The sequence below is a fragment of the Rhodobacter sp. TJ_12 genome (assembly GCF_020023995.1).
In the GTDB taxonomy this organism is placed as follows: domain Bacteria; phylum Pseudomonadota; class Alphaproteobacteria; order Rhodobacterales; family Rhodobacteraceae; genus Rhodobacter.
In genome coordinates this window covers 34,267-53,803 of record NZ_NRRD01000022.1, presented here as the reverse complement: position 1 = coordinate 53,803, position 19,537 = coordinate 34,267, and the positions used below count along the sequence as shown (strand labels likewise).

At 63.2% G+C, this 19,537-nt stretch carries 19 protein-coding genes and 1 tRNA gene; 12 read left to right on the top strand and 8 right to left on the bottom strand.

Features of this window, described 5'->3' with window-relative positions:
- Positions 1 to 79 precede the first annotated feature (79 nt).
- Genes CKO11_RS14410 through CKO11_RS14400 form a run of 3 tightly spaced genes read right to left on the bottom strand, consistent with a single transcriptional unit; the run spans position 80 to position 4,039 of the window.
- Positions 80 to 1,066, bottom strand: coding sequence for a branched-chain amino acid ABC transporter permease (locus CKO11_RS14410; RefSeq protein WP_223640221.1), 987 nt, complete (start codon positions 1,064 to 1,066; stop codon positions 80 to 82).
- On the bottom strand, positions 1,059 to 1,877 hold the full coding sequence (locus tag CKO11_RS14405; protein WP_223640218.1) for an ABC transporter ATP-binding protein: 819 nt from the start codon (positions 1,875 to 1,877) through the stop codon (positions 1,059 to 1,061). Before CKO11_RS14405 ends, CKO11_RS14410 begins: the two co-directional genes overlap by 8 nt.
- Positions 1,874 to 4,039 (bottom strand): AMP-binding protein, encoded by a 2,166-nt coding sequence (locus CKO11_RS14400; RefSeq protein ID WP_223640216.1) that lies wholly within the window; start codon positions 4,037 to 4,039, stop codon positions 1,874 to 1,876. Before CKO11_RS14400 ends, CKO11_RS14405 begins: the two co-directional genes overlap by 4 nt.
- Before the next feature lie 192 nt (positions 4,040 to 4,231).
- Here CKO11_RS14400 and CKO11_RS14395 point away from each other — a divergent pair, with 192 nt between their 5' ends.
- The 4 genes from CKO11_RS14395 to rnhA all read left to right on the top strand — a co-directional run bounded on the left by CKO11_RS14395 (position 4,232) and on the right by rnhA (position 8,370).
- Positions 4,232 to 6,136: a PAS-domain containing protein gene (locus tag CKO11_RS14395; protein ID WP_223640213.1), complete on the top strand. Its 1,905-nt coding sequence runs from the start codon at positions 4,232 to 4,234 to the stop codon at positions 6,134 to 6,136.
- The gene (locus CKO11_RS14390) at positions 6,133 to 6,861 is read left to right on the top strand and encodes a response regulator transcription factor (RefSeq protein WP_223640209.1); all 729 of its coding nucleotides are present in this window, start codon (positions 6,133 to 6,135) and stop codon (positions 6,859 to 6,861) included. Before CKO11_RS14395 ends, CKO11_RS14390 begins: the two co-directional genes overlap by 4 nt.
- 97 nt (positions 6,862 to 6,958) lie before the next feature.
- A complete protein-coding gene (ispH, locus tag CKO11_RS14385; RefSeq protein ID WP_223640248.1) occupies positions 6,959 to 7,909 on the top strand; it encodes a 4-hydroxy-3-methylbut-2-enyl diphosphate reductase in 951 nt (316 codons plus the stop codon).
- Positions 7,909 to 8,370, top strand: coding sequence for a ribonuclease HI (gene rnhA, locus CKO11_RS14380; RefSeq protein ID WP_223640206.1), 462 nt, complete (start codon positions 7,909 to 7,911; stop codon positions 8,368 to 8,370). The genes ispH and rnhA overlap by 1 nt, the downstream gene beginning before the upstream one ends.
- On the opposite strand, the gene CKO11_RS14375 is transcribed toward rnhA, so the two are convergent.
- On the bottom strand, positions 8,367 to 9,083 hold the full coding sequence (locus tag CKO11_RS14375; protein WP_223640204.1) for an LrgB family protein: 717 nt from the start codon (positions 9,081 to 9,083) through the stop codon (positions 8,367 to 8,369). The genes rnhA and CKO11_RS14375 overlap by 4 nt on opposite strands.
- Positions 9,076 to 9,432, bottom strand: a complete 357-nt coding sequence (locus CKO11_RS14370; RefSeq protein ID WP_223640202.1) for a CidA/LrgA family protein — start codon at positions 9,430 to 9,432, stop codon at positions 9,076 to 9,078. Before CKO11_RS14370 ends, CKO11_RS14375 begins: the two co-directional genes overlap by 8 nt.
- Positions 9,433 to 9,617: 185 nt before the next feature.
- On the opposite strand from CKO11_RS14370, the gene smc reads away from it, so the two are divergent.
- Genes smc through CKO11_RS14345 form a run of 5 tightly spaced genes read left to right on the top strand, consistent with a single transcriptional unit; the run spans position 9,618 to position 16,032 of the window.
- Entirely contained in the window at positions 9,618 to 13,076 is a 3,459-nt protein-coding gene (gene smc / locus CKO11_RS14365; RefSeq protein WP_223640200.1) for a chromosome segregation protein SMC, read from the top strand.
- Positions 13,077 to 13,130: 54 nt separating this feature from the next.
- The gene (locus tag CKO11_RS14360) at positions 13,131 to 13,595 is read left to right on the top strand and encodes a YbjN domain-containing protein (RefSeq protein WP_223640198.1); all 465 of its coding nucleotides are present in this window, start codon (positions 13,131 to 13,133) and stop codon (positions 13,593 to 13,595) included.
- 12 nt (positions 13,596 to 13,607) lie between these two features.
- Entirely contained in the window at positions 13,608 to 14,069 is a 462-nt protein-coding gene (locus tag CKO11_RS14355; RefSeq protein WP_223640196.1) for a RidA family protein, read from the top strand.
- Complete coding sequence (locus tag CKO11_RS14350; protein ID WP_223640194.1) at positions 14,066 to 14,821, top strand: glycerophosphodiester phosphodiesterase family protein; 756 nt, start codon at positions 14,066 to 14,068, stop codon at positions 14,819 to 14,821. Before CKO11_RS14355 ends, CKO11_RS14350 begins: the two co-directional genes overlap by 4 nt.
- A gap of 47 nt (positions 14,822 to 14,868) precedes the next feature.
- Positions 14,869 to 16,032: a GNAT family N-acetyltransferase gene (locus CKO11_RS14345; protein WP_223640192.1), complete on the top strand. Its 1,164-nt coding sequence runs from the start codon at positions 14,869 to 14,871 to the stop codon at positions 16,030 to 16,032.
- A gap of 24 nt (positions 16,033 to 16,056) precedes the next feature.
- Here CKO11_RS14345 and CKO11_RS14340 read toward each other — a convergent pair whose 3' ends face one another.
- Entirely contained in the window at positions 16,057 to 16,545 is a 489-nt protein-coding gene (locus CKO11_RS14340) for a peroxiredoxin (protein ID WP_223640190.1), read from the bottom strand.
- Between the two features lie 76 nt (positions 16,546 to 16,621).
- Here CKO11_RS14340 and CKO11_RS14335 point away from each other — a divergent pair, with 76 nt between their 5' ends.
- The 3 genes from CKO11_RS14335 to CKO11_RS14325 are packed head-to-tail and all read left to right on the top strand — an operon-like array spanning position 16,622 to position 19,037.
- Entirely contained in the window at positions 16,622 to 17,818 is a 1,197-nt protein-coding gene (locus CKO11_RS14335; RefSeq protein ID WP_223640187.1) for an NAD(P)/FAD-dependent oxidoreductase, read from the top strand.
- Positions 17,815 to 18,378 (top strand): 16S rRNA (guanine(966)-N(2))-methyltransferase RsmD, encoded by a 564-nt coding sequence (rsmD, locus tag CKO11_RS14330; RefSeq protein ID WP_223640184.1) that lies wholly within the window; start codon positions 17,815 to 17,817, stop codon positions 18,376 to 18,378. Before CKO11_RS14335 ends, rsmD begins: the two co-directional genes overlap by 4 nt.
- Positions 18,375 to 19,037, top strand: a complete 663-nt coding sequence (locus CKO11_RS14325) for an HAD family hydrolase (RefSeq protein WP_223640181.1) — start codon at positions 18,375 to 18,377, stop codon at positions 19,035 to 19,037. The genes rsmD and CKO11_RS14325 overlap by 4 nt, the downstream gene beginning before the upstream one ends.
- An 82-nt stretch (positions 19,038 to 19,119) precedes the next feature.
- Here the strand turns inward: CKO11_RS14325 and ykgO are convergent, their stop codons facing one another.
- Positions 19,120 to 19,245, bottom strand: coding sequence for a type B 50S ribosomal protein L36 (gene ykgO / locus CKO11_RS14320; RefSeq protein ID WP_013069105.1), 126 nt, complete (start codon positions 19,243 to 19,245; stop codon positions 19,120 to 19,122).
- A gap of 64 nt (positions 19,246 to 19,309) precedes the next feature.
- Positions 19,310 to 19,384, bottom strand: a tRNA-Val gene (locus tag CKO11_RS14315).
- Positions 19,385 to 19,537: the final 153 nt, after the last annotated feature.

The following is a 19,537-nucleotide window of genomic DNA, read 5'->3' as shown; positions in this document are numbered from 1 at the left end:
TGACGGGGCGCAGGTTTGACAGGATGTCGCAGCCCAGCCCAGCAATCAACTAGTTTTTCAACTTGCGCGTGCAGCATTGTTACACCCTTTCGATGATCTTTTCGCCGAACAGGCCCTGTGGCCGGAACACGAGGAAGATCAGCGCCAGCACATAGGCGAACCAGTTCTCGGTCGCGCCACCGATCAGCGGGCCGACCCAGAATTCGAAAAGCTTTTCGCCCATGCCGATGATCAGCCCGCCGACAATGGCGCCGGGGATTGAGGTGAACCCCCCCAGCATCAGCACCGGCAGCGCCTTGAGCGCAATCAGGCTGAGCGAGAATTGCACCCCCGATTTCGTGCCCCACATGATCCCGGCGACAAGCGCGACGAACCCTGCAATCGACCAGACCAAGACCCAGATGAAGCGCAGCGAAATGCCCACCGACAGCGCCGCTTGGTGGTCATCGGCCACAGCCCGCAGCGCGCGGCCCTGTTTGGAATATTGGCTGAAGAGCGTCAGGGCCGCGACCAAAAGCACTGCGACAAGCGTGGCTACAAGATCAAGATTGTCGATAAAGAAGCCATAGCCGAACCAGTTGGCCGTTGTGGTTTCGATGGTTTCGTTGATGCCTTGCGGCAGGCCGACATCCAACGTCTTGATATCGGCGCCCCACATCACATCGCCAAAGCCCTCAAGGAAATAGGCCAGCCCGATGGTTGCCATGAACAAGATGATCGGGGCTTGGTTCACAAGGTGTTTGAGCACCAGTTTTTCGATGATGATCGCCATCAAGACCATCACCCCGGCGGTCAGCAAAATCGCCAAAAGCGCGGGCACTTGCCATGGGAAAGTTTCCAGATGGCCACCGGTGACGGCGTTGATCAGATGGGCGAAGGGCACCTGCCCCTTTTGAATGCCCACCAACGTCAGTGCCGCGAACAGCGCCAGCACCCCTTGGGCATAGTTGAACACGCCCGAGGATTTGTAGATCAGCACGAACCCCAGCGCGACGAGCGAATACATCACCCCCGTCATCAGGCCATTCAGCGCCGTTTCGGTGGCGTAAAGCAGCTGGTCACTCATGGGCCACCCCCAGATAGGCGTCAATCACGTCTTGGTTGTTGCGCACTTCGTCGGGGGGGCCGTCGCCGATCTTGCGGCCGTAATCCATCACCACCACGCGGTCGGACAGATCCATCACCACGCCCATATCGTGTTCGATCAAAACCGTGGTGGTGCCAAACTCATCATTCACATCCAGAATAAAGCGGCACATGTCCTCTTTCTCTTCGACATTCATGCCCGCCATCGGCTCATCAAGCAGCAAAATCTTTGGCTCCGCAGCCAGCGCGCGGGCCAGTTCGACACGCTTTTTCAAGCCATAGGGCAAACGGCCCACAGGGGTTTTGCGAATGTTCTGGATTTCAAGGAAGTCTATGATTTTTTCAACTTTTTCGCGATGCTCATCTTCTTCGGCAGCGGCTTTGCCCCACCACATCGCTTGGGTCAGCAGGCCCGATTTCATCAGCGTCAGCCGCCCGGTCATGATGTTGTCGAGCACCGACATGCCGTCGAAAAGCGCGATATTTTGGAACGTGCGGGCAATGCCAAGTCTCGCCACCTGATAGGGGCGCATCGCGGGGCGTTTTTGGCCGTGAAACCAAACCTCGCCCTCGGTCGGCACATAAAAGCCCGAGATCACGTTCAGCATCGAGCTTTTGCCCGCGCCGTTTGGCCCGATGATGGCGCGAATTTCGCCTTCGCGGATATCAAAAGAGATATCCTTGATCGCCACGACGCCGCCAAAGCGCAAGGTGATGTTTTTCAACTCCATCAGCACGCCGCCGATTTGGCGGCCATCGGGGGTTGTATAGCCTTCGACCATATCCTTCATGCGGCGGCCTCCCGGTTGGGCTGCGCTTCAGGCGCAACCGTGGCATCTTCAATGCGCAAAGTGGCCTTGATCGCCCCCTTGCGCCCGTCTTCGTAGGTGACCTCGGTCTCGGTGTAGATGCTGGTGGAGCCGTCATAGAGCGCACCAATCAGATCGGCGAATTTCTCGGCAATCACATTGCGGCGCACCTTGCGGGTGCGGGTCATTTCGCCGTCGTCGGCATCCAGTTCTTTGTGCAAAACCAAGAAGCGGTGAATCTGGCAGCCTGACAGCATCGGGTCTTGGGCGACGCTCGCGTTCACCTCGTCGATGTGTTCCCGGATCATCTCATAGACCCGCGGATGACCCGCCAATTCCTGATAGCTGGCATAGGCGATGTTGTTTCGCTCGGCCCAGTTGCCCACCGCCGTCAGGTCAATGTTGATAAAGGCGGTGCAGCGGTCGCGGTCCGCGCCAAAGACCACGGCCTCAAGGATGTTGGGGTAGAACTTGAGCTTGTTTTCTACGTATTTGGGCGCAAACAGCCGGCCATCAGCCATTTTGCCCACGTCTTTGGCGCGGTCGATGATGCGCAGATGCCCGGTGCCTTCTTCAAAGAAGCCCGCGTCACCCGTCGCCACCCAGCCTTCGGCATCTTTGGTCGAGGCCGTGCTTTCTGGGTTGTTGTAATATTCCACAAAGGTGCCGGGGCTGCGGTAGAATACCTCGCCATTGTCGGCAATTTTCACCTCGACCCCTGGGCTTGGCACGCCCACCGTATCGGCGCGCACCTGCCCATCGGGCTGTTGGGTGATAAAGACCGAGGCTTCGGTCTGCCCGTAAAGCTGTTTCAGGTTGATGCCGAGCGAGCGGTAAAACTCAAAAATCTCCGGCCCGATCGCCTCACCGGCGGTATAGGCCACGCGAATCCGGCTTAGCCCCAGCGTGTTTTTCAGCGGCGCGTAAATCGTCACATCGCCGGTGCGATAGTTGAAATAATCGCGCAGTGGTTGCGGGTAGATGTTGAGCAAAGGCCCTTTGGCCTTGAAAAATTTGCGATGTTCCATCGGATGGCGCAGCCGCACGAAGGCCAGCCGCACCGCGTTTTCGACCATCGTCTCGACCGCAAAGCCGATCCCCATCGAAAAGCGATAGGCCCAGCGCAGGCGACGGCGCAAGGTGGGTTTGGAGCGCTGCACCCGGTAGCGTGGCATCCCGTATTCTTCGCCCGTGCCCTTGGCGAATTCCATGAAATGCTTGAACAAGCCGTGCTTGAGATCGCCCGCATCTTCCATGCGGATCATCACATTGGTCAGCATGGTTTCAAAGATGCGCGGCGGCGCAAAGAAATAGGTCGGCCCGATCTCGCGCAGGTCGGTCATCATCGTTTCGGGGCTTTCGGGGCAATTCACGCAAAAGCCCGCCACCATCGCCTGACCGATGGAAAAGATGAAATCGCCCACCCACGCCATCGGCAGATAGGCCAGCACGTCTTCATCGGGGCCGAGGTGGTCGAAGGCGGCCGAGTTCTTGGCCGTTTCGATGATATTGCGGTTCGACAGCACCACGCCCTTGGGTTTGCCGGTGGTGCCCGAAGTGTAAAGCATCACGCAGGTGCTGTCGTAATTCAGCTCCGCCACGCGCTTTTCAATCTCGCCCTCATAGCGGAAATGACCCGCTTTGCCTTCTGCGATAATGTCTTCCAGCGCGTTCATCCGGGCGTGGTCGTATTTCCGCATGCCGCGCTTGTCAGTATACATCACATGTTGAATGTGGTGGATGCGGTCTTCGACCTCGACGACCTTGTCGACCTGTTCTTGATCGCCGCAGACCACGAACCGCGCGCCGCAATGGTCCAGCACATAGGCCATCTCTTCGGCAACCGCGTCTTGATAAAGCGGCACCGGCACTGCGCCGCACATTTGCGCCGCCACCATCGCCCAGTAATGCGCCGGCCGGTTGCGGCCGATGATGGCGATATGATCGCCCCGTTCCACGCCCAAGCTTAAAAAGCCCATCGCCATGGCCCGGATCTCATCGGCCGCCTCAGCCCAGGTCCAGCTTTGCCAGATGCCGAATTCCTTTTCGCGATAGGCGGGGCGGTTGCCAAGCCTTTCGACATTGTGCGCCAAAAGCGCAGGAATCGACTGCGCGGATCGCTCCGCGACACCATGATCTGCCATTTTTCCTCCCTCGCGCCGCTGAACCGGCGTCTGAAGCCCCGAACGATTCCTCCCAGAATTCGGGGCCATGGACGCAGATTTGGGGGCAAAGTTTTCCTGACTTTTACCCAATCCTTACGAATCCTTACTGCGCGCGCAGGGACTTTGCGGGGGCGGCGCAAGCTGCTAGCGATAGGCCGGGGAGGAGAGGGGATGAGCGAGGATGCACGCGCCCGGCTGACGCAGGCGGGGCTGAATCTGATCGGGCAAGCCCTGTCGATCTTTGACAGCGATTTGCGGCTTGCCGTGTCGAACCGGCAATATCAGGTGATGTTCGATTTACCCGAACATCTGACCCGCCCGGGCACGACCTTTGCCGATACGATCCGCTGGCTGGCGGAACGGGGCGAATATGGCGAGGTCGGCGAGATCGAGGCTTGGGTGGCCGCGCGGGTCGAACAGGCGCGGGTCTTTGCGCCGCATTACATGGAGCGCACGCGGGCGAACGGTCGCACCATCGCGGTGGAAGGCGCGCCGCTGGCCGAGGGCGGCTGGATCACGGTCTATACCGACATCACCGGGATCAAGCGCCAGGAATCGCTTTTGCGCGCCCGCTCGGCTGAACTGTCCGAACAGGTGTTGGAAAATGCCGAACAACTGGCGGCGGCGAACCGCGAATTGGCCGCCACCAACGCCGCGCTAGAAGAAGCGCAACGCGAATTAATGCAAACCGCAGCCCGCATCCGGCAGGTGACGGAAATGACCCCCGCGCATATCGCGCATATGGGGGCAGATTTCGTCTATACCTTTTCGAACCGCCGGCTCAGTGCCGTGATGCCCGGATCGCTGGATGCGCCCGAGGGGCGCCCGGCGGAAGAGGTGCTGGGCCCCGAAACCTTTCGCCGTATCCTGCCCGGCTTCACCAAAGCGCTGGCGGGCGAGGCCAATGTGCTGGAAATCACCCATGACCTGTCGGGGCGGCGCATCCGCATCGCGCTGACGCCCGACCGCGATGCCAAGGGGGCGGTCTGCGGGGTTTATATCCTGTCGACCGATGTGACCGAAGAAACACAGGCGCGCGCCGCGCTTGCCCAAACCGCCAAGCGCGAACTGGCGGCGCAAATCACCTCGGGCATGGCGCATGATTTCGCCAATCTTTTGACCATCATCATGGGGTTGCAGGGGCGCTTGATGCGCACCGATGGGATGCCGGGCGACGCATTGGGGGCGGTGCGGGCGACGCTGTCCGCAGCGCGGCGTGGGGGCACGCTTTTGGACCGGATCGCCGCGATTTCGGGCAAGCGCGCGCTGCGCCCACAGGCGGTGAACCTGCCCGCCTTGATTGCCGATCTGGTGACCATGGCGGCGCCGACGCTGGGCGCCCATGTCGCGGTGTCGATCGATATCGAAGGGCTGCAAACACCGATTTTGCTGGACCCCGGCCCGTTGCAAGACAGCCTGTTGAACCTGCTGTTGAACGCGCGCGATGCGATGGGGCCAAAGGGCGGGGCGATCCGCATTGCCGCGCATCCGGTGCAAGATACATGGATCGAGCTTTCTGTGACCGATACCGGACCCGGCTTCGGCTCCGAGGCGCTCAGCCGCGCGCTTGATCCGTTCTTTACCACCAAGGGGGGCGAAGGCTCCGGGCTCGGCCTATCGATGGTCTATGACCAGACCAAGCTTGCGGGCGGCACGGTGCGGGTGGAAAATTGCGAACCCGGCGCTTGCGTGACCTTGCGCCTGCCCTTGCGCCCGGTCGACACCGCGCTGGCGCCAATGCTGGTGCTTTTGGTGGAAGATGATGCTGATATCCGCGCCTCGGTCCGCGAAATGCTGCGCGATCTTGGGCATTCGGTGCTGGAGGCGGGCAGCGCCAGCGAGGCAGAGGCACTTTCAAGCCTGCCGGAACTGGGCATGGTGTTGTCTGACATCCAATTGCCGGGCGATTTGACTGGGGTTGATCTTGCGCATCGTCTGTCAGAACGCATCCCGATCGCCCTGATGACCTCTTTGCCGCCCGGGGACCGGCTGCGCGCCGAGGCCCCTTGCCCGGTGTTGCAAAAACCCTTCGTGGCGGCAGAGCTGGCCGCCTTGCTTGCCGGAGTGCGCCAATGACCGCCGCCAATCCCTTGAATGCCAATGCCCCGCATGTCGCGATCTTGGATGACGAGCCGGAAATCCGCCGGATGCTGGTCGATGCTTTGGACGAGGCGGGCTTTCGCACCACCGCCTATGGCCGCGCGACCGAGTTCGAGGCGGGTCTCAAGCGCGCCCAACCCGATGTTTGTCTGGTCGATCTGGGTCTGCCCGACCGGGACGGGTTGGCCGTGGTGCATCGGCTTGCGCTCGAATCGGGGGCTGCGATCATCATCATTTCGGGGCGCGCGCAGGTGCAAGACCGGGTGACAGGGCTGGAGTTGGGGGCCGATGATTACATCATCAAGCCCTTCGATCCGGCCGAGGTGGTGGCCCGCATTCGTGCGCGGCTGCGCAAAGCGCGGCCCGATGCCGCGCCCGCCGCGCAGGTGGCGCATTTCGCGGGCTGGAGGGCGGCTTTTGACCGTTATGTGTTGATCGATGCGACGGGGGCCGAGACGCCCTTTTCCCATGCCGAAGGGGAAGTTTTACGGTTGTTCTTGGACAGCCCGAACCGGCTGATCACCCGCGCGCAGATGCAAGAAACCTTGGGCGGCGCAGCGGGCGAAAGCTTTGATCGGGCGATGGATGTGCGCATTTCGCGATTGCGCACGAAACTTTGTGAAGACCCCAAGAACCCCCGTTTGATTAAAACGATCTATGGCGCGGGCTATATTTTCTTGGGCGATGTGCGGTGGGACTAGCCTGCGCGCCCGCCCCGCGCCCAATGGACGCCGCGACAGGGGCGCACTTTACGCCGGGGCCTTGGGCGATTAACTCTTGGGGGCAAAGACGGAGCGCATCATGAAACCTGCCCTTACCCTTTACCTTGCCGCCCCGCGCGGCTTTTGCGCGGGCGTGGACCGGGCCGTGAAGATCGTCGAGATGTCGCTCGAGAAATGGGGCGCGCCGGTCTATGTCCGCCACGAGATCGTGCACAACAAATACGTGGTCGATACGCTGCGCGACAAAGGCGCGGTTTTCGTCGAGGAACTCGATGAATGCCCGGTGGACCGCCCGGTGATCTTTTCCGCCCATGGTGTGCCGAAATCGGTGCCCGCCGAGGCCGAGCGGCGTAACATGATCTATGTCGATGCGACCTGCCCCTTGGTGAGCAAGGTCCATCTTGAAGCCGAGCGTCATGCAGAAGAGGGCTTGCAGATCGTGATGATCGGCCATGCGGGCCACCCCGAGGTGATCGGCACCATGGGGCAACTGCCGGAAGGTGAGGTGCTTTTGGTTGAAACCGTGGCGGATGTTGCCGCGCTGGACGTGCGCAACCCGGATAAACTCGCGTGGATCACGCAAACCACGTTGTCGGTGGATGACACCGCCGAGGTTGTGGCCGCGCTGAAAGCGCGCTTCCCCAACCTTGTGGGCCCCGGCAAAGATGACATCTGCTACGCCACCACCAACCGGCAAGCGGCGGTGAAAGCTGTCGCGCCGCAGGTCGAGGCGCTTTTGGTGATCGGCGCGCCGAATTCCTCGAACTCGAAACGCTTGGTCGAAGTGGGCCGCAACGCGGGCTGTGCGGTTTCGCACCTTGTCGAACGGGCAACGGACATTCCGTGGGAGTCGCTTTCGGGTCTCCAAAAGGTTGGGCTGACCGCCGGCGCCTCTGCACCCGATGCGCTGATCGAAGAGGTGTTGAACGCCTTCAAAGATCATTTCGATCTGACGGTCGAAACCGTTGAAACCGCGAAAGAGCGGATCGAATTCAAGACCCCGCGGATTTTCCGCCACGACGCCTAATGCCGGATCTTTTCGCTTGGACGGATGGCGCCTGCTCGGGCAACCCGGGGCCGGGGGGCTGGGGCGTGTTGATGCGCGCGATGGATGGCGCGACGGTGGTGAAAGAGCGCGAGCTTTCGGGCGGAGAGGCCGACACCACCAACAACCGCATGGAGTTGATGGCGGCGATTTCCGCGCTGGAGGCGCTGACACGCGACAGTGCGATCACCATCACGACGGACTCGGCCTATGTGAAAAACGGGGTCGAAAGCTGGATCCATGGCTGGAAGCGCAATGGTTGGCGCACGGCCGGCAAAAAGCCGGTGAAAAATGTCGATCTGTGGCAGCGGCTTGATGCGGCGCAGGCGCGCCACAGGGTGACGTGGAAATGGATCAAGGGCCATGCGGGCCATGCCGAAAACGAACGCGCCGATGAATTGGCGCGGATGGGCATGGCCCCTTACAAACCGCAATCCGCCTAAAGGAAGAGCCGCAGCACCAAGGGCGCCATGAAGGCGGTCAGCACTGCGTTCAGCCCCATGCCGATCGAAGCAAAGGCCCCCGCAGTATCGTGCACTTGAAAGGCGCGGGCGGTGCCGATCCCATGGGCGGCAACGCCGGTGGCAAAGCCGCGCGCGCGCCAGTCTTTCAGCCCCAGCGCATTGAGCATCGGCGTTACGAAAACCGCGCCGATCATGCCGGTCAGCAGCACCAAGGCGGCCGTCAGCGTTGGCAGGCCGCCCAAAGCCTCGGAAATGCCAATTGCCACCGGCGCGGTGGCCGATTTAGGCGCGAGCGTGGCCAGCAGCATGTCATCTGCACCCAGCAATTTGGCGATGGCCAGCGCCGAGGCAACAGCCGTGAACGACCCCGCCACCAGCGCCACCACAATGGGGACCAGCGCTTTGCGAATGGCCTTGAGGTTGGCTTGCAAGGGCACGGCGAGGCAGACCGTTGCCGGCCCCAGCATGAAGTGGACGAATTGCGCCCCCTCGAAATAGTCGCTGTAGGCGGTGCCGGTCGTGGTCAAAAGTACCGCGAGCAAGATCACCGCAATCATCACCGGATTGGCCAGCGGGTTGCGGCGGGACATCTGAAAAATGCGATCCCCCGCCCAGTAAGCGATCAGCGTTGCCGTTAGCCACAACAGCGGTTGCGAGGTCAGATAAGACCAGATCAGCCCGGCGTCAGTCATCAGAGACACTCCCCACAAGCTTGGCGACCCAGGTGAAGGTGACGGCGCCCACGACGATGGCCAGAAGTGTCGAGACGACAAGCGCCACCGCCAGCGCGGGCCCATGCGCGGCGATTGTGGGCATATGCGCCACCACGCCTACGCCGACGGGCACGAACAAAAGCGACAGATGCGCCAAAAGCCCCTGCGCCACCGGGCGGATCATCTCGCGCAGCCGCGCACTGACCGAAATCGCCACCACCATGCCAAGCATGCCCAAGACCGGCCCGGGCAGGGGCAGGTGCAACCCGCGCGAAATCACTTCGCCGAAAAGTTGAAAGAGCAGTATGATCGATAAGGCGGGAACCATGGCGCATCTCCGTCGTTTGGGCGCAAACAGCTATAGAGGGCCGTCCGGTAAGCACAAGGTAGCGCTATCTTGTGGATAAAAGGCGCGTCTTCCGGGTCACGCTCCTGTTCAACGGGAGGTGGCGTTGACAGGCCGTGCTTCAGCCCCGAAACTGCGCGCCCTGCGCCCCGGAATCGGACCTGATCTTGCGTTTCTCTCGCCTGCGCCTCAATGGCTTCAAAAGCTTCGTAGACCCGACCGATCTCGTCATCCATGACGGGCTGACCGGTGTTGTCGGGCCGAATGGCTGCGGCAAGTCGAACCTGCTGGAAGCCCTGCGTTGGGTGATGGGGGAAAACCGTCCCAGCGCGATGCGCGGCGGCGGGATGGAAGATGTGATCTTTGCCGGGGCGGCGACTCGCCCTGCGCGTCATTTCGCGGAAGTATCGCTCTCTATCGACAACAGCGAACGGTTGGCCCCCTCGGGCTTCAATGACAGCGACAGCCTAGAGATCGTGCGCCGGATCACCCGCGATGCGGGCTCGGCCTATAAGGTCAACACCAAGGATGTGCGCGCACGCGACGTGCAGATGCTGTTTGCCGATGCCTCCACCGGGGCGCACAGCCCGGCGCTGGTGCGGCAGGGGCAAATCTCGGAACTGATCAACGCCAAACCTAAGGCGCGGCGGCGGATCTTGGAAGAAGCGGCTGGGATTTCGGGTCTGTATCAGCGCCGTCACGAGGCGGAGTTGAAGCTCAACGGGGCGGAGCAGAACCTTGCCCGCGTCGATGATGTGCTGGAACAATTGGGCACCCAGCTTGCGGCTTTGGCCCGTCAGGCGCGGCAGGCCGCGCGCTACCGCGCGATTGGCGAGGACTTGCGCCGGGCCGAGGGATCGCTGCTTTATCGCCGTTGGCGCGAGGCCGATATGGCGCGGCTGGAAGCCGAGGATTTGGTGCGCACGGCGTTGATGGCTGCGGCGCAGGCCGAACTGGCGGCGCGGGCGGCGGCAAAGACCCGCGCTGAAAAAGACGCGGCGCTGCCGCCGCTGCGCGAAGAAGAGGCCGTGGCAGGCGCGATCTTGCAACGTTTGAGCCTGCAGCGCGATGCTTTGGGCGATGCCGAGGCGCAGGCGCAGGCGCGGATCGAGGGGCTGAAAAGCCGCATCGCGCAGCTTGACCGGGATATGGAGCGCGAGGCCGGGCTGAACCGTGATGCGGGGGAAACCATTGCCCGGCTGGAGTGGGAATTGGGGCAGCTTGCCAAGGCGGCAGAGGGGCATGACGACAAGCTGGAGGCGGCGGCGGAAGCCTCTGCCGAAGCCGCGGCGGTCTTGGCCGAGCGCGAAGCGCAATTGAGCGAGCGCACCGAGGATGTGGCGCGGCTTGCGGCGAAACATGGTTCGGCCAGCCGCCTTGTCAGCGATGGCCGTGCCACGGTCGCCAAGGCGGAGGCCGAGGCCGCGCGCGCCGAAGCTGCCGGGGCAGAGGCCGAAGCGGCCTTGGCCCGTGCCGAAGAGGTTTTTGCGGCGGCGCAAGAGGCTCAGGAAGAAGCGCAAGATCAGGCCGAAGCCGCAGAAGAGGCCTTGGCCGCAGCCGATGAGGCCCGCGCCGAGGTGCAGTCGCGCGAAAGCGCCGCCCGCGCCGCGTGGTCCGAGGCCGAGGGCGAGGCGGGCGCTTTGCGCGCCGAGGTGGCGGCGTTGGCGCGGCTTGTGGAACGCGAATCCGCCACCGGGCATCAACTGCTTGACCGGGTGACGGTGAAAAGCGGCTACGAGGCGGCCTTGGGCGCGGCCTTGGCCGATGATCTGCGCGCCCCCGAAATTGCGCCGGGGGCGGCGTCGGGCTGGGCGGTCCTGCCCGATTACGCGACCTTGCAATTGCTGCCTGCGGGGGTGGAGCCACTTTCGCGCCATGTCGAGGTGCCGGCCGTTTTGGCGCGCCGGATTGCGCAGATCGGTCTGGTGGCCGATGCTGCCGAAGGCGCGCGGCTGCAAGAAAAGCTGGCCCCCGGACAACGGCTGGTGTCGATGGAAGGGGATCTTTGGCGCTGGGATGGGTTTCGCGCCGGGGCCGAAGATGCGCCCACCGCTGCCGCCTTGCGCTTGCGCCAGTTGAACCGGCTTGTCGAACTCAAGCGCGACCTTGAAGATGCCGCCGCCCGGGCCGAGGGCGCGCGGCAGGCGCATGAGATGTTGGCCGCGCAACTGGCCGAAGCCTCTGCCCTTGATGCCCGCGCGCGCGAGGCCCGCCGCGCCGCCGATACCCGGCTGGCCGAGGCGGGCCGGGCATTGAGCCGGGCCGAGGCGGATCGCTCGATTTTGGGCGGCAAGCTGGAGGCAGCGCATCTGGCGGCCAAACGCTATGGGGATGAGGCGGGCACCGCGCGGCTGGCGCTGGCCGAGGCAGAGGCGCAACTGGCCGCCTTGCCCGATCTGGAGACCGCGCGCGGTGAGGTGGAGGCGATCAAGCTCACGGTCGAGGCCGCACGGGTCACAATGATGACGCGCCGCTCCGCGCATGACGAAATCCGCCGCGAAGGCGAGGCACGGCTGCGCCGCCGCCAAGAGGTGACGAAAGAAATCTCGGGCTGGAAGCACCGTCTGGAAACCGCCGAGAAACGCTCCGCCGAACTGGCTGCGCGGCGCGCGGAAGCGGTGGCCGATCTGGAAGAGGCAGCCGAAGTGCCCGAAGAACTGGCGGCCAAACGCGAAGAGTTGAACGCGGCGATCGAGGCCGCCGAAGACCGCCGGGCAACAGCGGCGGATCGGTTGACGGAAGCGGAAACCGCCGCGCGCGAGGCGCAGATGGCCGAACGCGACGCCGAGCGTGTGGCTGGCGAATCGCGCGAAGCCAAAGCGCGGGCTGAAGCGCGGCTGGACGGTGCGCGTGAAACGCTGGCCTTGGCGGCCGAACGGATCGAAGAAGCGACCGAGCTGACCCCGGCGGCGTTGCTTGAAACCCTTGATACGGACCCGGATCAAATGCCCGGTTCTGACCATCTGGAAACCGAGGTTGCGCGGCTGAAACGGGCGCGCGACGCGCTTGGCGCAGTCAACCTGCGCGCCGAGGAAGACGCGCGCGAGGTGCAGGAAGAACATGACACCTTGGCCAAGGAAAAGACCGATCTGGAAGAGGCGATCCGCAAGCTGCGCTCGGGCATTTCCGGGCTGAACAGAGAGGGGCGCGAACGGCTGCTGACGGCATATGAACAGGTCAATGAAAGCTTCCGCACCCTATTTACCCACCTGTTTGGTGGCGGGGCGGCCAGCCTGCAATTGGTGGAAAGCGATGATCCGCTGGAAGCGGGGCTGGAAATCATGTGCCAGCCGCCGGGCAAGAAGCTTTCGACGCTAAGCCTTTTGTCGGGGGGCGAACAGACGCTGACCGCGATGGCGCTGATCTTTGCGGTCTTCTTGGCCAACCCCGCGCCGATCTGTGTGTTGGATGAGGTCGACGCGCCTTTGGACGATGCGAATGTGACGCGGTTTTGCGACCTTTTGGATGAAATGACGCGCCGCACCGACACCCGGTTTTTGATCATCACCCACCATGCGGTGACGATGAGCCGGATGGACCGTCTTTTCGGAGTTACCATGCAAGAACAAGGGGTCAGCCAGCTTGTCTCGGTCGATCTGAAACGGGCCGAACAATTGGTCGCTTGATCTGGCCAAATGGAACCGGCCCCCCTAAGGTGCGCCAAAAGCATGGAGGTTCGCATGAAACGTTACACGTTCGTCGGGGCGGTTGCCCTTGCCGCGCTTGTCGGTGCCACCCCGGTTCAGTCGCAGGTCGTGGGCGACCCGGACGTGATCCGCAGCTTCATGGAATCTTACGGGCTTCAGGTGTCGCGCGACACCGACAATGCCGGTGATCCGCGCCTGTCCAGCCGGATTGAAGGCACGAATTTCAAAGTCTATTTCTACGGCTGCAACAAAGGGCGCTGCGACTCGATCCAGTTTTCGGCTGGGTTTGATCTGCGCGATCCGATGAGCGCGTGGAAGATCAATGAGTGGAACCGCAAAAAACGGTTCGGGAAAGCCTATCTTGATGATGAAGGCGATCCCTATGTTGAATATGACGTGAACTTGGATTTCGACGGATGCGGCGGGCGCAATTTCGATGACACCATCGATCTGTGGCGCGTGGTGCTGGGCGAATTCCGCGACTTTATCGACTGGTAAACTGAGGACAGCATGACATCGGCAATCGAGGCGCGTCTGAGCGCGCTCAACATCACCCTGCCCGACGCTCCGGCGCCGGCGGCCAATTACGTGCCCTTCGTGCGCACGGGCAACCAGCTTTTCGTCTCGGGGCAAATTTCGGCCGGGCCCGATGGGCTGATCACCGGCAAGCTTGGTGCCGATCTGGGCATTGAAGAGGGCGCTGCGGCGGCGCGGCGCTGCGGGCTGGCGCTGATGGCGCAGGCGCGTGCGGCGCTGGGCGATCTGGATAAGATCAAGCGCGTGGTGAAACTGGTCGGCTTTGTCAATTCGACCGCCGATTTCACCGACCAACCCAAGGTCGTGAACGGCTGTTCCGATCTGATGGTTGAAGTCTTCGGCGATGCCGGGCGGCATGCGCGCTCCGCCGTGTCCGCGGCGTCGCTGCCGATGGGCGTTGCGGTGGAAATCGAAGCGATCTTCGAGGTCGAATGATGGGTCTGCCCGGGGCGTTTTTCGCACGTCCGATTGCGCATCGGGCTTACCATGACCTTGCGGCGGGGCGGCCTGAAAACAGCCGTGCCGCCGTGCGCGCCGCCGTAGCGGCGGGCTATGGGATCGAGATTGACCTGCAACCCTCGGCCGATGGCGTGCCGATGGTGTTTCACGATTACGACCTGCGGCGGCTCACCGGCATTTCGGGCCGGGTGCGGGGGCTCAGTGCGCAAAACCTTGGCGACACCCCGCTTTTGGGCGGCGACGAGGGGATGCCGACGCTGGCCGAGGTGCTTGAGATCGTGGCCGGACAGGTGCCGTTGCTGATCGAGATCAAGGATCAAGACGGGGCGATGGGGCCGGCTGTCGGGGCGCTGGAGGCCGCCACGGCCGCTGTTTTGGCCGGCTATGCGGGGCCCGTGGCGGTGATGTCTTTTAACCCGCATGCGGTCGCGGCCTTTCATGCGGCGGCACCTGCGGTGCCGGTGGGGCTGACCACTTCAGGTTATCGTGCCGAGGGCTGGCCTTTGCTGCCTGCCGCAATCCGCGATCATCTGCGTGATATTCCAGATTATGACCGGGTGGGGGCCTGTTTCATTTCGCATGAGGCGGCGGATTTGGGCGCGGCGCGGGTGGCCGATCTGAAGGCGCGTGGGGCTGCGGTCTTTTGCTGGACCATCCGCAGCCCCGAGGCCGAGGCTGCGGCGCGCAAGGTCGCGCAAAATATCACCTTCGAGGGTTACGCGGCTTGACCGCACGCCCCGGCGCGCCATCCTTTGCGCATCGAGGGTGAGGCACGATGCGGGAAGAATTTGAAATAAGTATCCATGCGCAGGTTTCGCAGATCGCGCAAGCGGATTGGGATGCCTGTGCCTGCCCGGAAACCGCCGATGGCGGGCGGGCCTTGGACCCGTTCACCACGCACAGGTTTTTAGCCGCGCTGGAAGCCTCTGGCTCGGTGGGCGAGGGCACAGGCTGGCGCGCGCAGCATCTGGCGGCTTCGGTCGGCGGCAGGTTGGTGGCGGTTGCGCCGCTTTATCTTAAGACCCATTCGCAGGGCGAATATGTCTTCGATCATGCGTGGGCCGATGCCTATGAACGCGCGGGCGGGGCCTATTACCCCAAGCTGCAAGGGGCAGTGCCCTTCACCCCGGTGCCGGGGCGGCGGCTGTTGTGTCGCCCGGGGCTAGAAGAGGTCGGGCGCGCTGCACTGTTGCAGGGGCTGGGGCAGTTGACCGTGCAAAACGGTCTGTCGTCGGCGCATCTGACCTTTTGCAGTGCCGAAGAGGCCGAGGCGGCCGCAGCGCAGGGCTGGCTGCACCGCACGGGCCTGCAATTCCATTGGGAAAACCGCGGTTACGCCAGTTTCGACGATTTCCTGACCACGCTGGCCTCGCGCAAGCGCAAGGCGCTGCGCAAGGAACGGCAAAAGGCGCAGGCCTTTGGTGGCACGATCCGCGCGCTGACCGGGGCCGAGATTTCTGACCTGCATTGGGACGCGATGTGGGCCTTTTATCAAGATACGGGCGCGCGCAAATGGGGGCGCCCCTATCTGACCCGTGCCTTCTTTGATGCGCTGCATGACATGCGCGACGATATCTTGCTGATCGTGGCGGAGCGCGAGGGCCGCCCGGTGGCGGGCGCGCTTAATTTCATTGGCCGCGATGCGCTGTTTGGGCGCTATTGGGGCTGCGTCGAAGACCATGCCTTTTTGCATTTTGAACTGTGCTACCACCAAGCGACCGATTGGGCGATTGCCCAAGGGTTGGCGCGGGTCGAGGCGGGGGCGCAGGGCGAACACAAGCTGGCGCGGGGCTATTTGCCGGTCACCACCCATTCGGTGCATTTCATCGCACATCCCGGCTTGCGCCGCGCGGTGGCCGATTATCTCGAACAAGAACGCGCGGCGGTCGCCGAGGAAGTCTCGGATCTCGCCGAGATGGGGCCGTTCAAGGCGGGGTGACGCCCAAGCGCCCCCACCCAAGGGTTAGATTGCGGCCAAAAGCGCCTCGCCCGCCGAAGCTTCGCACACACCCGGATTTTCTTCGCGGTGCAGCACTTTCACGATGCCGTCTTCGACCAGCATCGCATAGCGCGCCGAGCGTTGGATCAGCCCGGCAGGTGGGGCGGTGAAATCCATCCCGATCGCGGTGGTGAAGGCGCTTTCGGCATCGGCCAGCATGGTGATGCCCGCCTCGGTCGCGCCGGTGCTTTCGCCCCAAGCGGCCATCACGAACGGGTCATTGACCGAGATGCAGATCACCTCATCCACGCCCTTGGCATCGAAAGCGGCCTTGGTGCGGATGAAGCTGGGCACATGGGCCGTGGTGCACACGCCGGTATAGGCGCCCGGCACCGCAAAGATCGCCACCTTGCGCCCGGCCAGTTTCGCGCCCAAGGCCACCGGTTCGGGGCCATCGGGCCCCATCTGCAGCAGCGTGGCGCCGGGAAGCGCGCTCCCAACCGTAATACTCATGTCGATCTCCCTTCGCATTGCTAAGCTTCGGGGGAACGATATAGGAGGGGCAAAGAAGCTGACCAGAGGAAGACCCATGAGCGGTATCGTGATCATCGGCGGGGGGCAGGCGGCGGCGGCGCTGGCGGCCAAGCTGCGGGGCGTGGGATATGCAGGTGCGGTGACGATTCTGGGGGCCGAACCGGTGGCGCCCTATCAGCGCCCGCCGCTGTCGAAAGGCTATCTTCTGGGGGATATGCCGCTGGAGCGGCTGACGCTGCGCGCGCCCGATTGGTATGATGCGAATGACGTGACCCTGCGCACCGGCGTGACGGTGACGGGGATCGATCGCGCCGCAAAAGCGGTGCTGATCGGGCAGGAGCGGGTGCCCTATGACCAGCTCGCGCTGTGCACGGGCGCGCCGCCGCGCCGCCTGCCAGCGGCGATGGGGGGCGACTTGGCGGGTGTTTATACCGTGCGCACCTTGGCCGATGTCGATGCCATGGCGGGGGAGTTTACGGCGGGCCGCAAGCTTGTGGTTGTGGGCGGCGGCTATATCGGGCTTGAGGCAGCGGCGGTGGCGTCCAAGCTGGGGCTGGCTGTCACTTTGGTCGAAGCCGCGCCGCGCATTCTGGGCCGGGTCGCCTGTGCGGAAACAGCCGATGCGATCCGCGATCTGCATCGGTCGCATGGCGTTGAAATTCTTGAGGGTATCGGGATCACGCAATTGACGGGCGCGGATCGTGTGGGCGGCGTGGAATTGGCCGATGGCAGGGTGCTGGAGGCTGATTTCGTCATCACCGGGATTGGTGTGACCCCTGCAACCGACCTGGCCGCAGCGGCGGGCCTTACGGTTGCAAACGGGGTCGCTGTCGATGCGGAGGGGCGAACCTCTGACCCGGCGATTTGGGCGGCCGGCGATTGCGCGGCCTTTCCGGGGACAAATGGCCCGATGCGGCTCGAATCGGTCGGCAATGCGATTGATATGGGGGAGTTGGTCGCGGAAAACATGCTGGGCGCGGGCAAAGCCTATGTGCCCAAGCCGTGGTTCTGGTCGGACCAATTCGACGCCAAACTGCAAATCGCCGGTCTGGGCACGGGCTACGACCAGATCGTGACCAATACGGCTGAGGGGCAGTCCTTTTGGTATTTCCGCGACGGGCGGCTGATTGCGGTGGATGCGCTGAATGCGCCGCGTGCTTACATGGTTGGCAAGAGGGTGATCGAAGCGGGCAAGCCCGTCACGCCCGAACAGGTCGCGGCGGCCACCGATCTAAAGGTCTTGATGAAATGAGAATCATTGGCGGCGAGCGACGTGGCCTGAAACTGACCGATGTGGGCGCGGGCGATGCGAGTGCGCATTTACGCCCCACCACCGACCGGGTGCGCGAAAGCATCTTCAATCTGCTGATCAACGGCACGCACGGCAACCCGATCCCGGGCGCGCGGGTATTGGACCTGTTCGCGGGCACCGGGGCGCTGGGGCTCGAAGCGTTGTCGCGTGGGGCGGCGCGTGTCGCCTTTGTGGATGAGGGCACTGCCGCGCGGGTGTTGCTGCGCAAGAATGTGGAGCTGATGCGCGCGATGGGCGTGACCGATATCTGGCGGCGCGATGCCACCAATATGGGGCCGTGCCGGGGCGCGGGCTATGACCTCATTTTTCTTGATCCGCCCTATGGGATGGGGCTCGGGGAAAAGGCGCTTGCCTCGTGCCTTGCCAACGGTTGGATCGGGGCGGGGGCAACCGTCGTGTGGGAAGAAAACACCGCGCCGATTGTGCCCGAACCGCTCGAACAGATCGACCAGCGCCGCTATGGCGATACTCTTGTCACCCTTGCCCGGATGCCCGCATGACCATCAAAGCCGTTCTGTTCGATTGTGATGGGGTGCTTGTTGACAGCGAACCCGCCACCTTTGCCGCGCTTCAGGTGGAACTGGCCGCACATGGGTTGGATTTGACCATGGAAGAGATGGAGCAGCGCTTCATCGGTGGCACGATGGAAAAGCTGCGCCAGACCGCCAATGAGATGGGGGCAGGCCTGCCGCCCGAATGGGTCGGCGCGTTTTATGAAAAACTTTATGCCCAATTGCGCGCGGGCACCCCCAAGATGCCGGGTATCGAGGCCTTGCTTGACCGGTTGGATGCGGCGGGGATTTCCTATGCCGTAGGGTCGAACGGGCATAGCCGCAAGATGGAAGCGAGCTTGGGCCAGCACCCCCGGCTTTGGGCCCGGCTTGAGGGGCGGCTTTTCTCGGGTCAGGAACTGGGCTGCCCGAAACCCGATCCGGGGCTTTATCTGCATGCGGCGGCGTTCTTGAACGTTTCGCCCACCGACTGCGTCGTCGTGGAAGACAGCGCCACCGGGGCACGCTCTGCGATTGGCGCGGGCATGCGCTGCTTTGGCTTGGTGCCGCCGCATGGTTCAGACCATGCGCGCGAAACGCTGCGCGCCGTGGGCGCAGAGTTGATTGCGGATCTGGGGGAGATTCCGGCGCTGATTGGGCTTGGCTGATCGGCGTCTTTGGCTGCCGAACAAATTAAAAGGCCGCTGGGTTGCCCCTGCGGCCTTTTGAATTCCTGCTCGAAGCGACGCCTCAGCCTTGACGGGCTTTGAAGCGCTTCTGCGTCTTGTTGATCACGTAGACGCGGCCTTTACGGCGCACGATCTGGCAATCGCGATGACGCTGCTTGAGCGAGCGGAGCGAGTTGCGGACCTTCATCGGCCTTCTCCTGTTCGCGGCGACGTGCGCCTTGAAAAGCAAATGCCCCCGAAGGGGCGGTGAATGGTGGGCGGTACTGGGATCGAACCAGTGACCCCTACGATGTCAACGTAGTGCTCTACCGCTGAGCTAACCGCCCGAAAACCTGCTGCTGCCCGCCTGACCCTTCCCCGGAAAGAAAAGGACGCGGGCGGAACCGCGTCGGTCTGCGGGTCTATAGAAGGGTTCGCGGCGGCTTTCAAGAGCCTTTTGGCGTGAAAAGAAATTGGTGTAAGCTTATGGCCGCAAGGAG

Coding starts and splice junctions, on each gene's coding strand:
- CKO11_RS14410 (WP_223640221.1), bottom strand. CDS start 1,066: ATGAGTGACCAGCTGCTTTACGCCACCGAAACGGCGCTGAATGGCCTG.
- CKO11_RS14405 (WP_223640218.1), bottom strand. CDS start 1,877: ATGAAGGATATGGTCGAAGGCTATACAACCCCCGATGGCCGCCAAATC.
- CKO11_RS14400 (WP_223640216.1), bottom strand. CDS start 4,039: ATGGCAGATCATGGTGTCGCGGAGCGATCCGCGCAGTCGATTCCTGCG.
- CKO11_RS14395 (WP_223640213.1), top strand. CDS start 4,232: ATGAGCGAGGATGCACGCGCCCGGCTGACGCAGGCGGGGCTGAATCTG.
- CKO11_RS14390 (WP_223640209.1), top strand. CDS start 6,133: ATGACCGCCGCCAATCCCTTGAATGCCAATGCCCCGCATGTCGCGATC.
- rnhA (WP_223640206.1), top strand. CDS start 7,909: ATGCCGGATCTTTTCGCTTGGACGGATGGCGCCTGCTCGGGCAACCCG.
- CKO11_RS14375 (WP_223640204.1), bottom strand. CDS start 9,083: ATGACTGACGCCGGGCTGATCTGGTCTTATCTGACCTCGCAACCGCTG.
- CKO11_RS14370 (WP_223640202.1), bottom strand. CDS start 9,432: ATGGTTCCCGCCTTATCGATCATACTGCTCTTTCAACTTTTCGGCGAA.
- CKO11_RS14360 (WP_223640198.1), top strand. CDS start 13,131: ATGAAACGTTACACGTTCGTCGGGGCGGTTGCCCTTGCCGCGCTTGTC.
- CKO11_RS14355 (WP_223640196.1), top strand. CDS start 13,608: ATGACATCGGCAATCGAGGCGCGTCTGAGCGCGCTCAACATCACCCTG.
- CKO11_RS14350 (WP_223640194.1), top strand. CDS start 14,066: ATGATGGGTCTGCCCGGGGCGTTTTTCGCACGTCCGATTGCGCATCGG.
- CKO11_RS14345 (WP_223640192.1), top strand. CDS start 14,869: ATGCGGGAAGAATTTGAAATAAGTATCCATGCGCAGGTTTCGCAGATC.
- CKO11_RS14340 (WP_223640190.1), bottom strand. CDS start 16,545: ATGAGTATTACGGTTGGGAGCGCGCTTCCCGGCGCCACGCTGCTGCAG.
- CKO11_RS14335 (WP_223640187.1), top strand. CDS start 16,622: ATGAGCGGTATCGTGATCATCGGCGGGGGGCAGGCGGCGGCGGCGCTG.
- rsmD (WP_223640184.1), top strand. CDS start 17,815: ATGAGAATCATTGGCGGCGAGCGACGTGGCCTGAAACTGACCGATGTG.
- CKO11_RS14325 (WP_223640181.1), top strand. CDS start 18,375: ATGACCATCAAAGCCGTTCTGTTCGATTGTGATGGGGTGCTTGTTGAC.
- ykgO (WP_013069105.1), bottom strand. CDS start 19,245: ATGAAGGTCCGCAACTCGCTCCGCTCGCTCAAGCAGCGTCATCGCGAT.